The organism is Flavobacterium daemonense (genome assembly GCF_007341385.1).
GTDB lineage: Bacteria > Bacteroidota > Bacteroidia > Flavobacteriales > Flavobacteriaceae > Flavobacterium > Flavobacterium daemonense.
In genome coordinates, this window is the sequence record NZ_VJYD01000003.1 from 212,834 (window position 1) to 225,154 (window position 12,321).

Below are 12,321 nucleotides of genomic sequence, written 5' to 3' on the forward strand. Positions count from 1 at the left end.
ATTATTTTTTTTCATTAAATAAATTCAACTCTTTGATCCAATTTGTTTTTCTTTCTAAAAGGAAAATATCTAAGAATAATAAAAGAAAAGCAAAGCCGATGAACCATTGAAACTGCGATTGAAATTCGGCCATTTGTGTAGCTTCAAATTCGGTTTTCTGAATGTTGTTTAACGCATTTTTTATGTATTCTAAAACTTCTTTAGTGTTGCCGCCATAAACATAACCTCCTTTTGTAGCTTTTGCAATCGTTTTTAAACCTTCCTGATTTAATTTAGTGATTACAATTTCTCCGTTTTGGTCTCTTTGATGGTTTCTTACAACACCGTTTTCTTTTAACGGAATTGTACTTCCTTTTTCAGTTCCAACACCAATTGTGATGATTTTCATTCCAATTTTATTCGCTTCTTCAGCCGCAGCTGTTGCGCCTTCAGAATGATCTTCTCCATCAGAAATCATTATCAAAAGTTTGCTCGTTTTGCTTTTTTCATCAAAATATGTCGATGATAATCGGATTGCGTCGTCAAGCGAAGTTCCCTGTGATGAAACCATATCTGGGCTCATACTTTGCAAGAACATTTTTGCAACGCTGTAATCTGTTGTAATTGGCAAAACAGGGAAAGCACTTCCTGCGTAAGCCACAATACCAATTCGGTCGCTTCCTAACTGATTGATGATTTGAGAAACAATTTGTTTGCTTTTTTCCAAACGGCTTGGCGCCACATCTTCAGCAAGCATACTTTTAGAAACGTCAACAGCAAAAACAATATCAATACCTTCACGTTTAACCGTTTCCATTTTAGTCCCAATCTTCGGATTTACTAAACCGATAATCAAACAGGCAAGCGCTAAAAGTATAATCGATAATTTTAATACAGGTTTAAAAACAGAACTTTCTGGGCTCAGTTTTTTGACCATTTCGACATCACCAAATTCGCGTTGTTTTTTTCGTTTCCAATACACATTGAAAAGAAAAATACACACCAAAATTGGCAGTAAAAATAAAAGGTATAAATATTTTTTTTCGTCTAATTCCATAAATTTTTTAAATTCCAATGTTGAAATTCCAAATTCCAAATTTTGTTGTTTACCTATTAAGCGATTTCTCAAATTATAAATCCCAATTTTGTTATTTGGAATTTATGAAATTGGAATTTTTTGATTTGAAAAATCAAATAAAGCTTCTGTAAACTGTATTTCTTAAACCAACTTCTAACAATAATAAGAAAACCGCGAATCCAACAAAAAATCGGTATTTTTCGTCATAATCGTAGAACTTTAATTCTTGTATTTCTGTTGTTTCTAATTTGTTGATTGCGTTATATATTTGAGCTAGTCTGTCGTTGCTAGTTGCTCTAAAATACGTTCCGTCTGTTTTGCGGGCAATACTTTTCATCAACTGTTCGTCAATTTCTACTTTTTGCATTTTGAACAAGAAACCGCCATTTGGACCATACGCATATGGAGATTCAGCCATTCCATTAGTTCCCAACCCAATTGTATAGACTTTGATTCCATATTGTTTTGCAATATCTGCAGCCGTTTCCGGCTCGATAAATCCAGCATTGTTTACACCATCTGTCAATAAAATAATAACACGGCTTTTTGCTTTGCTGTCTTTAAGGCGATTTACTGCTGTTGCAAGTCCCATTCCAATTCCGGTTCCGTCTTGTAAAGCAGTATCGTATTTAATTTCTTTAATTGCTTCTAAAATGATGGCTTTGTCGCTTGTAACAGGGGTTTTTGTATAGGCTTCAGAAGCATACAAAACCAAACCGATTCTGTCATTTGGTCGTTCTCCAACAAAGTCTGCGGCAACTCTTTTTAAAGCCTCCATACGGTTTGGCTTTAAATCTTTTGCCAGCATAGATCCAGAAACGTCAATTGCCATAACAATATCAATTCCTTTGGTCGTTTTAGTTTGATTGCTCACGTCAACTGTTCTTGGTCTTGCCAAAGCAATAATCAACGAACATAAAGCAAGAATTCTAAAAACATGTAAACTCGGTTTTAATTTTACCAGCAACGATTCGCTGTTTTTAAAACCTATTGTTGAACTCATTTTTAAAGTTGCTGACTGCTGGTTTCTTTTCCAAAAATACCAAGCAATCACAAGCGGGATCCAAAGAAACAGCCAAAAGAATTCTGGATTTAAAAAAGTGATCTTTCCCATTAGTTGCTAGCTTTTTTAAGTTCAACAGAATTTAAAATTCGGTCTGTAATCGTATTTCCGTAAGTATCACCTTCTTCGTGTGAAATAATAATTTGCTGCAAACCTTGTTCTTGTTTGAACAGAAGAATTTCATAATACACTTTTGTGCTGCTTTTTGTCAACGGATTTATAACCGACATTGTTCCGTATCCTTTTAATCCTTGAACACCTTCGTTTGTTTGGTAATCTTCCTGTTTTACAATAATATTTTGTCCGCCTTGCGCTTCAATAATTTTTAATGAACCTTCTAAGGTTTTTGCCAAATCGATTTCAGTTGGGGTTTTAAATTTACTTGTTGAAACTGCAATGTAAAAATTGTCCGTCATGCCTCCATAAACAAAAAGTTGCATTTCTTTAATCAACGCCATAGCATCTTTTGGAAGGACTTTCATCGGATCCATTCGTTTTAAAACTTGTGGTGTTTCAATTAAAACGCCTGGATTTCCGTATTCACTTTTTACCCATTCGCTTTCTAAAAGACGTTTTGTTGGGTTCATTAAAACAGTATCTTTTACATTAGTGAAGCCTTTTACAGCAATTAAAACAGCTGTTGCCGCAATCAACAAACCAAAAACAGATGCAACAGCAATTGTAATTCGTTTATTTCTTTGTTTTTGTAACTGAAGCTTGATCTGTTTTTGTCTTTGCGCCTCGTTCAATAATTCATCTTCTTCAGACGGAATTTCGGTCGGAATTGCATTATCAAGCGTTAAAATTACTTTCTGGATTTTGTTTCGGTCTTCTGTAATTTCAAAATCAAGCGGTTTTGATTTTGCGAATTTTACCAAATCGGCCTGACGTAAAACGCGTTCTAAGTTTTCAACCGTTTCAGGCGTCAACGTCATTTTCTTTTTGGTCGAAGCTGTTCTGATCGCTTGAATTAATTCAGAAGTTGTGCTTTCCATTGCTGGAATGTGAATGGCTTCTTCAATATAATTTCTGGCAATATCTGTAAGTTCGCTATAGTATTCTTTGATTTCGCCTTTTTGAACCAATTCTTTTTGCTCTAGATTATTTAAAAGGCTTGTCGCTTTTTCGATTGGCGTTTTATAAACTTCTTCTTCAATTTTCTTTTGCTGGCGTTTTTTTACATACCAATACACAAAAGCACCAATTCCAAGTATAATTACTAATGCCAAAACATATTTCCACCAATTTCCAAGTCCTTCGTCAGCAGTATTGATGTCTTTAATGTCGTACATTTTTTGTTGTAGCGTATCAACTTTTACACTCGCAACTTCAACTTTGATTGAATCAGAGAAATAAGGTTTTTTGTCGATTAAAATCTTAACACTCGGAATTACATATCTTCCCGAATCAAATTGTGTCAATCCATATTTTTTGATCAGCTCATAATTGCCATCTTTCTTCACCGTATCAACAGGGTAAGACTGAATAACTTCTAATGGGCCAAATGTTTTTTGCTTAGGAAAAACAACTTTCGATTTTGAGCTCACAACCGTTTTAAGAGTCAGTTTAAACTCAGCCCCAATTTTGTTTTTTGTAGTATCGATGCTTGTTTCAACTTGTTTTTGTTGTGCAAAAACAGCCGAAGTAAGCAAAGATAGAAATATGTAAAATTTTAATTTCATTTGATTTTTGATTTCAGATTTTAGTCTAAAATGATGCTTAAAAATGGAACACTGATGACACAGATTTAAGCGGATTTTTTACGTTCTAATTTTTGGCAGAAATAAGTTTATCGATTTTCAAAAAATCTAAAATCTAAAATCTGCAATCTAAAATTATATTTATCTCGATTTGAAATAGCCTAATAATTTAGTTACGTAATTTTCATCGACTCTTGTATTTACAACTCCAGCACCAGATTTACTAAATGTTTCTTTGAAATAATTTACTCTTTCCTGATACTGTTTTTCGTAATTCATTCGAACCGTTTTTGATCCGGTATCCACCAGAATTGTTTTTCCAGTTTCAGCATCAAGCATGTTTACCATTCCAAGATTCGGAATTTTTTCTTCGCGAATGTCATACACGCGAACTCCAGTAAGGTCATGTTTTTTTGAGGCAATTTTTAATGTCTGCTCGTAATTTTCAGACATAAAATCTGAAATCATAAAAACTATGGCTTTCTTTTTCTGAGTTCCCGATAAGAATTTTAAAGCTTCAGAAATATCGGTTTTGTGGCTTTTTGGTTCAAATTCGATCAATTCACGAATAATTCTCAAAACGTGCGAGCGGCCTTTTTTTGGCGGAATATACAATTCGACATTATCTGAGAATAATATTAAACCAATCTTGTCATTGTTTTGCGTAGCCGAAAAAGCCATTGTTGCCGCTATTTCGGTTACAATGTCTTTTTTAAATTGGCTTTTTGAACCAAAACCTTCTGAACCCGAAATATCAACCATTAAAACCATGGTCAATTCGCGTTCTTCTTCAAAAACTTTTACGTGAGCTTCGTTGTAGCGTGCTGTTACATTCCAATCGATGTTACGGATATCATCGCCATATTGGTATTGGCGCACCTCGCTAAAAGTCATCCCGCGTCCTTTAAATGAAGAATGGTATTCGCCCGAAAAGATATGATTGCTCAGTCTTTTGGTTTTGATTTCTATTTTCCGTACTTTTTTTAAAAGCTCTTTTGTATCCATTTTTTGATTTGGTTTATGGTTGTTGGTTGTTAGTTTATGGTTTTGGAACCATCAACAAAAAACAATCAACCATCAACTTTTTTAAGGTACTTCAATCTCGTTTACGATTTTGTTGATAATGTCTACAGAAGTAATGTTTTCAGCTTCAGCTTCATAAGTTATTCCTACTCTGTGACGCAATACATCATGTACAACAGCACGAACGTCTTCTGGAATTACATAACCACGACGTTTGATGAAAGCGTAGCATTTTGCAGCATTTGCTAAATTGATACTACCACGTGGAGATGCACCAAAGCTGATAAGAGGTTTTAAATCGGCTAATTTGTATTTCTCTGGATAACGAGTAGCAAAGATGATATCTAAGATATATTTTTCGATTTTTTCATCCATATAAACTTCACGAACTGCTTCTTGAGCGCGCAAAATTTGATCTACAGAAACTACAGGATTTACTTTTTCATAACTTCCTTTCAAGTTTTGACGGATTACGAATCGTTCTTCATCAATTTTTGGGTAATCAATTACCGTTTTTAACATAAAACGGTCAACTTGCGCTTCAGGAAGCTGGTATGTTCCTTCTTGCTCAACAGGGTTTTGTGTTGCCAATACTAAAAACGGACGATCTAATTTGAAAGTCGTGTCGCCAATAGTAACTTGTTTTTCCTGCATCGCCTCTAAAAGCGCTGATTGTACTTTTGCAGGAGCACGGTTGATCTCATCGGCAAGTACGAAATTAGCAAAGATTGGCCCTTTTTTAATAGAGAATTCGTTTGCTTTGATGTTGTAAATCATGGTTCCGATAACATCGGCAGGTAATAAGTCAGGAGTAAACTGAATACGGCTGAAAGAACCTTGAACTGCTTGCGATAAAGTATTAATCGCTAATGTTTTTGCTAAACCAGGAACTCCCTCAAGCAAAATATGTCCTTGTCCTAAAAGACCAATTAATAAACGTTCGACCATATGTTTCTGGCCCACAATAACTTTGTTCATTTCCATTGTAAGAAGGTCTATAAAAGCACTTTCTCTCTCAATTTTTTCATTTATCGCTCTAATGTCTAAAGTCGTTGTATTTTCTTCCATATAAATATTTTTAAAAGCCTTTTTAAACCTTTGATTTTTATGCCTAGTTTTTGAGAGTGCAAATTGAATATTTTTTGAGAAGTAAGATGTTAAAGAATGGTTAAAACTTCGACCAAACACCTAATTTTAAGGACGAATTGTGAATCTATTTTTATATTTTTAAGAACTTTGATGGATATGTTTTTAAAAAGCATATTTATTATAAAAAATAACGCAATATAACCATGAGCAAAACAACATTATCGCCTATTATTTCAGGCACTATGAATTGGGGAATATGGGACAAAAACCTTTCGACTAAAGAAATGGAAAACATGATACAAATTAGTATCGAAAACAAAATTACCACTTTTGATCACGCCGATATTTACGGCAATTATACTACCGAAGCTGATTTTGGAAAAGCTTTTAAAGCAAGCAAAATTTCCCGCGACAAATTACAATTAATTACCAAGTGCGGTATTCAGATGATTGCTGAAAAACGTCCTGAAAACAAAATCAAACATTATGATTATTCTAAAGACTATATTATTTGGTCTGCAGAAGAATCGCTAAAAAAATTAAAAACAGATTATATAGATGTTTTCTTGCTGCACAGACCAAGTCCGTTGATGCAGGCTGACGAAATTGCGGAAGCAGTTGAGAAATTAAAATCGGAAGGAAAAATTATTGATTTCGGACTTTCGAATTTTACGAATTCTCAAACCGAATTGATTCGTCAGAAAACAGAAGTAAGCTATAACCAAGTGCAATTTTCGGCAACGCATTTTGAACCAATGGTTGACGGAAGTTTGGATTATATGCAGACTCACGGAATTCGTCCGTTGTCATGGAATCCGCTTGGAACGGTTTTTAGAGAAGATACCAAAAAAACACGCCGATTGAAAAAACTGTTTTCTGTACTTTTGGAAAAATACCATTTAGGCGCAGATACGCTTTTGCTTGCTTGGATTTTGAAACATCCGGCTCGCGTTATTCCAATTGCGGGAACTGTTAACATTGCAAGAATTCAAGCTTTGTTAAAAGCTGTTGAACTAGATATGGATAAAGAAGACTGGTTTGCAATCTGGACAGAAAGTATGGGCGACGATGTGCCTTAATTTTTAGTGTTCAGTTTACAGTTTTTAGTATTCAGCAAATTCGAAAAAATAAACACATAGAAACATAGCTCTACTTTTATTTGAAAAGAGAAGAATTTAGCGTTTCACTTACATATAATAGCTATGTGAATTAATGCAAATGAAATGCCTTTAGCGCAAAGTAGAGCTATGTTTCTATGTGTTTAAACAAAATATTTTAAAATGAAAAAAACAGCCCTAATTACTGGAGCAACAAGCGGAATTGGTAAGGCAACCGCGCAAATATTGGCAAAAAACAATTATAAAGTTATTCTTTGTGGAAGACGAAAAGATCGTTTAGAAGAATTAGAAAAAGAACTTTCAGCTTTTACAGAAGTTCATTCTTTATCTTTCGATGTTCGAGATAAAGATACCGTTTTTAGTGAAATCAATTCTTTGCCAGCAGATTTTTCGCAAATCGACGTTTTAATAAATAATGCTGGAAATGCGCATGGTTTAGATCCAATTCAGAATGGAGATATTGACGATTGGGATGCCATGATTGATATTAACGTTAAAGGACTTTTGTATGTTTCTAAAGCAATTATTCCGCAGATGATCGAAAGAAAATCGGGACATATTATCAATATTGGATCAATTGCAGGAAAAGAAGTTTATCCAAACGGAAATGTGTATTGTGCTTCAAAACATGCGGTTGATGCAATTAACAATGGAATGCGAATGGATTTGAATCCGTACGGAATTAGAGTAGGGGCAATTCATCCAGGAATGGTAGAGACTGAATTCAGTGAAGTGCGTTTTAAAGGCGATGCTGACCGAGCATCCAATGTATATAAAGGTTTAGATGCATTGCAAGCAGAAGATATTGCAGATATTATTCATTTTGTGGTGTCAAGAAAATATCATGTAAATATTGCCGATTTGATTGTGTTTCCAACAGCTCAGGCCTCAGCAACAATTGTCAAGAAAAATATTTGATAGAAAATTTTATTGTAGAGACGCACAGCAGTGCGTCTTTTTTACGTTTTAAGGTTATGGATTGGGATTTAAATGATTTCGATGTTTTAATTAGTGTAAATTAGTGCAATTAGTGGCAAAAAAAATTAGACTATGATCAACAAACGCCTTTTGATAAAGAATTTACTCGCGCATAACGACGAGAGCAGTTTTTATGATAAAAAAAGGCAGCTGAATCTTCATACGCGCGAAGGAAAGGGAAAATTCTTGAAACATATTTGCGCGTTATCAAACTCTAATCCTACGAATAATTCATACATCGTAGTTGGTGTTGAAGATCAGGACAATGAAATTGTTGGTGATGATTTTTTTGACGATAGCCGAATTCAGAATTTAGTCAACGCTTTTCTAGAAAATCCTCCAAAGATTCAATACGAAAATGTTCCCTTTCCGAATCTTCCAAAAGACAAAGTGATCGGTCTTGTTACGATTAAGCCAAAAAGCAAAATATCGTATTTCAAAAAAGGTATTCATACAATTTTAGCCAATAGCGTTTTTGTGAGGCGGGGAAGCAATTCGATTCCTTTAGAAAATCACGAAGAAGTCGAGAAAAATTATCAAAATACCGAAACTGTAATTGGAATCGAAAACAGTTCCCGAAATAGTATTCAATATACGTTAGACGGCGTTTTTGATTTTATGAATTTCAGGCACAAAGATATGTCGCCGAAATATCATGTTTTTAAAGAATTATTTGTGATTTGCTGGGCGGGAGTTCCCAAAAAATCGAGAGATAAAACCTTTCTTTCTCGCGTTGACATTGAGTTGATCAACGAACAAATTAAACTTTTTTATTCGGCGCAAGATGTTGTTACGATTTTTTATGATGATGATAGTTTTACCATTACCGAATATGTTCCGCTGGGACTAAATGATAAAACCAGTTATTATCCTTTAGAAGAACAAACAATTCATTTTTTTGACAACGGTTATTATAAAATTGACCGAAAAATGCTTTTCCAACCACCAGAATTCAACCGAAAAATGCTCTATCATATTTATAATTCGAATATGGCACTGCTTCAAAAACTACAAAAAGGATTTGCTTTATCCGAGCGCGAATTGACTGATCTCGAAAATCTTCCTTCTACTTTTATGATTTGTTATTTGAATGGTTTTGACGAAGCCAAACAAAAATTAATTGATTCAAAATTGTTGTTGAAGCCTTTTCCGCAAGTTTATTTGTCTTTTAAAGAAGCACTTAGAATTTTAAGGAAAATGAAATACGATGTTCAATAATTTTTAAGTGGAAAAAAACTTAGAATCTCAGAATCTTAGCAACTTAGAACCTTATTTATTGGTATTTCAAAAATTGGTTTACTTCGGCATATGGAAATAAAATGTCTTTTGGGCCATCGGCATAAGATCCGGCTTCATAGGAATTGTAATATAAAAGCAAGCCTTCTTCTGTATAAAAAATATTCTGTGGCAATTGAAATTTATCATTTTCAAACATCAATCCCGTTGCATTGATATTGGCGCTGGAAGGGATTTTATATTTTGCTCTGAATTTTTTTTCGGCGAAAGCCATAAATTTTTTTTCGTCTTTAAACAATTGATCGTTAAAAATCGTCTTTCCAGTTTTTGGATCAAATAAGAGCGATCTAAAACCTTGATAGCCATGTGCACCTCCCGTAAATGTATAATGATCGATTTTTATGTTTAAAATTGTTTCCGAATGGAATTCGACATTACCCACGATTTTTCCTTCCCATCCAAAAGTTTCAGTTGGAAATTTTTTATGCATTTCTTCGTATGAAGCAATAAAAGATTTTGCCAGCGTATTATAATCGTTGGCTTTTGCAGGTTCTTCGCCAAAATAAACGATTTCTTTTACGACCGAAAAAACCTTTTTATTGATGCTATCGGCAGGAATTCCTTTGTTTTTTGCAATAGGAATGTCGATTGTTATTTGCGGACAATCATTTTTGCAAGGAAGATCGGATTTTTCGTCAAATGTTTCATTTTCAAATGAAAGCTCTTTGTTACAACTTGTGAATATCAAAAACAAAAAGACTAAAAAAGCATAATGTTTCATATATGTAAAAGTTATTTGTTAGGAGACATAAAAGATAACACTTTTTTTTTGAAATAGAATTTTCATTGCATAAAAGTCTGATTTGCAGTTGTTTTAAGTAAAAAAGTGTTAATTATATACAAAGGTAAGAACTTGGTTCAGGATTAGAATAAATTAAACGGTAAATTTGTACAGTATTTAAGCATTTAAAATTTGTAACTATATGAAATTCAATACTAAAGTAATACATGGAGGTCAGCATCATGATCCAAGTACAGGAGCAGTAATGCCTCCGGTGTATCAAACTTCAACTTTTATCCAGACAAGTCCAGGAAAACCTTTAGCAGATTATGAATACAGTAGAGCGTCTAATCCAACTCGTACAGCTTTAGAAAATGCGTTGGCAAGTATTGAAAATGGTACACGCGGTCTTGCTTTTTCATCTGGATTGGCGGCAACAGACTGTATTTTGAGATCGTTTAAAGCAGGTGATGAAATCATTGCAATGGATGATTTATATGGCGGAACGTACAGGATGTTTTCTAGAATTTATAAAGATTCCGGAATTAAATTCCATTTTGTTGATATGACCGATCTTGCTAAGTTGAAGTCGCTAATCAATGAAAACACAAAATTGGTTTGGGTTGAAACACCAACAAATCCATTAATGAAATTGGCTGATATTGAAGAAGTGGCCAAAATCACAAAAGCAAATAATGTTTTGTTTGCTGTTGATAATACTTTTGCAACGCCTTATTTGCAAAAACCTCTTGATCTAGGAGCTGACATCGTAATGCATTCAGCAACGAAATATTTAGGAGGACATTCTGATGTTATTGCCGGCGCTTTAATTGTAAAAGATGAAGCATTAGGCGATCAATTGCATTTTCAGCAGTTTGCTACGGGCGCAACTTTAGGGCCAATGGACAGTTTCTTGGTTTTAAGAGGAATTAAAACACTTTCATTACGTGTTCAAAGACATTGTGAAAACGGAGAAAAAGTAGTGGAGTTTTTGAGTAATCATCCAAAAATTAAGACGGTTTATTATCCTGGATTAAAAAATCATCCGTTTCATGAAATTGCTAAAAAGCAAATGAAAGCTTTTGGCGGAATGGTTTCGTTTACTTTTAAATCGGGTAAAAAAGAAGATTCTATTGACTTTTTAGAGAAATTGAAAGTGTTTACACTTGCAGAGTCTTTAGGTGGTGTTGAATCTTTAGCAAATCATCCGGCGTTGATGACGCATGCCTCAATTCCTGCAGATAAGAGAGCAGAAGTTGGTATTACTGATGATTTAGTTCGATTGAGCGTTGGTATTGAAGATGCGGAAGATTTAATTGCCGATTTGGAACAAGCTTTGGCATAAAGATTAGATTCTAAATAAAAATAAATCCCAAATTCCGATCTTATAATTGGAATTTGGGATTTTATATTTTAGAGCTTGAAATATTTTTAGAATTCTAAGTAGTAGATATATCCAAAGTTAAACCAAACTTGCCAGTCATTTGACTTGTTTTCTTTATAAACGTCTTTATTTGGATTTAAACCGTCGATCCAGTCGTTGCTGTACATCTGAAAACGTGTTTCAAACATCAAATCGCTCATCGTTGTCATTTTATAGTGAACACCTATGCTTCCAGTTGCAGAGACTACAACTCCGTCTTCTGTTGAAAATCCGTGAGGTCGTCCGTCAGATGGCATTAGATATTTCCCAACTGTAACACTTGGAAGTGTCATGTCTCCTAAATGAGAACCCACTTTTGCAGAATAATAATTTACCTGGAATCCAGCACTCACATACGGATTAAAGCTGCCAACTGTGTTTTCGAAATCATGAATTTTAATTAGCGAAAATTCTAATTGAGATCCTAATCCTACCGTTGTTGAGCTAGCATGCATGTTTTGGAGAAGTATAACTGCTAATGTAGGTGGTTTTTTATCAACCCATTCTCCATAATGTTTTAATTGTGTATGGCTAAATGAAAGTTCAGATCGAACTTTAAAGTGCTCTGTGAAAAAACTTTCGTGGTTATTGGCTGCTGAAAAGTTGATAAAATGCATCAGTCCAATTCCAAATCCACTGTTCCCAACATTGGTGTCAAAATTGTTTCTTTGTCCAAAATCTGACTGCAGTGTAACAGGTCCTGCGAATATTCCTATTTCTTGTGCTAAATTGGATTGTGCATTCGCTGTGGTATTGATTGCAAAAAAGGCAAATAGCGTGATAATTACGGGTTTGAGCATAGTATGGGGGCTTTCAAATCATGGCAAATATATAAAAAAGGTTGTCTAAACAA

11 protein-coding genes are annotated in these 12,321 nt (G+C 34.2%); 4 read left to right on the forward strand and 7 right to left on the reverse strand.

Annotated elements, in window-relative coordinates:
- Position 1: 1 nt before the first annotated feature.
- The 5 genes from FND99_RS05380 to FND99_RS05400 form a co-directional block, all read right to left on the reverse strand.
- Positions 2-1,036 carry a vWA domain-containing protein gene (locus FND99_RS05380; protein ID WP_144336955.1) on the reverse strand — a complete coding sequence of 345 codons (1,035 nt, stop codon included), beginning with the start codon at positions 1,034-1,036 and terminating at the stop codon, positions 2-4.
- Between the two features lie 133 nt (positions 1,037-1,169).
- A complete protein-coding gene (locus FND99_RS05385) occupies positions 1,170-2,171 on the reverse strand; it encodes a vWA domain-containing protein (RefSeq protein WP_144336956.1) in 1,002 nt (333 codons plus the stop codon).
- Positions 2,171-3,802 carry a phenylalanine--tRNA ligase subunit alpha gene (locus FND99_RS05390; RefSeq protein ID WP_144336957.1) on the reverse strand — a complete coding sequence of 544 codons (1,632 nt, stop codon included), beginning with the start codon at positions 3,800-3,802 and terminating at the stop codon, positions 2,171-2,173. The genes FND99_RS05385 and FND99_RS05390 overlap by 1 nt, the downstream gene beginning before the upstream one ends.
- A gap of 159 nt (positions 3,803-3,961) precedes the next feature.
- Positions 3,962-4,825: a DUF58 domain-containing protein gene (locus FND99_RS05395; RefSeq protein ID WP_144336958.1), complete on the reverse strand. Its 864-nt coding sequence runs from the start codon at positions 4,823-4,825 to the stop codon at positions 3,962-3,964.
- 81 nt (positions 4,826-4,906) lie between these two features.
- Positions 4,907-5,911 (reverse strand): AAA family ATPase, encoded by a 1,005-nt coding sequence (locus FND99_RS05400; protein WP_142451507.1) that lies wholly within the window; start codon positions 5,909-5,911, stop codon positions 4,907-4,909.
- 224 nt (positions 5,912-6,135) lie between these two features.
- On the opposite strand from FND99_RS05400, the gene FND99_RS05405 reads away from it, so the two are divergent.
- From FND99_RS05405 to FND99_RS05415, 3 genes are all read left to right on the forward strand, one after another.
- A complete protein-coding gene (locus tag FND99_RS05405; RefSeq protein ID WP_144336959.1) occupies positions 6,136-7,011 on the forward strand; it encodes an aldo/keto reductase in 876 nt (291 codons plus the stop codon).
- Positions 7,012-7,212: 201 nt separating this feature from the next.
- Positions 7,213-7,968: an SDR family NAD(P)-dependent oxidoreductase gene (locus FND99_RS05410; protein WP_144336960.1), complete on the forward strand. Its 756-nt coding sequence runs from the start codon at positions 7,213-7,215 to the stop codon at positions 7,966-7,968.
- Between the two features lie 132 nt (positions 7,969-8,100).
- Positions 8,101-9,246: an ATP-binding protein gene (locus FND99_RS05415; protein ID WP_144336961.1), complete on the forward strand. Its 1,146-nt coding sequence runs from the start codon at positions 8,101-8,103 to the stop codon at positions 9,244-9,246.
- Positions 9,247-9,301: 55 nt separating this feature from the next.
- On the opposite strand, the gene FND99_RS05420 is transcribed toward FND99_RS05415, so the two are convergent.
- Positions 9,302-10,045, reverse strand: coding sequence for a DUF3298 and DUF4163 domain-containing protein (locus FND99_RS05420; protein ID WP_144336962.1), 744 nt, complete (start codon positions 10,043-10,045; stop codon positions 9,302-9,304).
- Between the two features lie 202 nt (positions 10,046-10,247).
- On the opposite strand from FND99_RS05420, the gene FND99_RS05425 reads away from it, so the two are divergent.
- On the forward strand, positions 10,248-11,390 hold the full coding sequence (locus tag FND99_RS05425; protein ID WP_144336963.1) for a cystathionine gamma-synthase: 1,143 nt from the start codon (positions 10,248-10,250) through the stop codon (positions 11,388-11,390).
- 86 nt (positions 11,391-11,476) lie between these two features.
- Here FND99_RS05425 and FND99_RS05430 read toward each other — a convergent pair whose 3' ends face one another.
- Entirely contained in the window at positions 11,477-12,268 is a 792-nt protein-coding gene (locus FND99_RS05430) for a THC0290_0291 family protein (protein WP_144336964.1), read from the reverse strand.
- Positions 12,269-12,321 lie beyond the last annotated feature (53 nt).

Excerpts from the sequence above, each read along its gene's own strand:
- FND99_RS05400 (WP_142451507.1), bottom strand. The coding sequence starts at position 5,911 with ATGGAAGAAAATACAACGACTTTAGACATTAGAGCGATAAATGAAAAA.
- FND99_RS05425 (WP_144336963.1), top strand. The coding sequence starts at position 10,248 with ATGAAATTCAATACTAAAGTAATACATGGAGGTCAGCATCATGATCCA.
- FND99_RS05415 (WP_144336961.1), top strand. The coding sequence starts at position 8,101 with ATGATCAACAAACGCCTTTTGATAAAGAATTTACTCGCGCATAACGAC.
- FND99_RS05420 (WP_144336962.1), bottom strand. The coding sequence starts at position 10,045 with ATGAAACATTATGCTTTTTTAGTCTTTTTGTTTTTGATATTCACAAGT.
- FND99_RS05395 (WP_144336958.1), bottom strand. The coding sequence starts at position 4,825 with ATGGATACAAAAGAGCTTTTAAAAAAAGTACGGAAAATAGAAATCAAA.
- FND99_RS05410 (WP_144336960.1), top strand. The coding sequence starts at position 7,213 with ATGAAAAAAACAGCCCTAATTACTGGAGCAACAAGCGGAATTGGTAAG.
- FND99_RS05385 (WP_144336956.1), bottom strand. The coding sequence starts at position 2,171 with ATGGGAAAGATCACTTTTTTAAATCCAGAATTCTTTTGGCTGTTTCTT.
- FND99_RS05380 (WP_144336955.1), bottom strand. The coding sequence starts at position 1,036 with ATGGAATTAGACGAAAAAAAATATTTATACCTTTTATTTTTACTGCCA.
- FND99_RS05430 (WP_144336964.1), bottom strand. The coding sequence starts at position 12,268 with ATGCTCAAACCCGTAATTATCACGCTATTTGCCTTTTTTGCAATCAAT.
- FND99_RS05390 (WP_144336957.1), bottom strand. The coding sequence starts at position 3,802 with ATGAAATTAAAATTTTACATATTTCTATCTTTGCTTACTTCGGCTGTT.
- FND99_RS05405 (WP_144336959.1), top strand. The coding sequence starts at position 6,136 with ATGAGCAAAACAACATTATCGCCTATTATTTCAGGCACTATGAATTGG.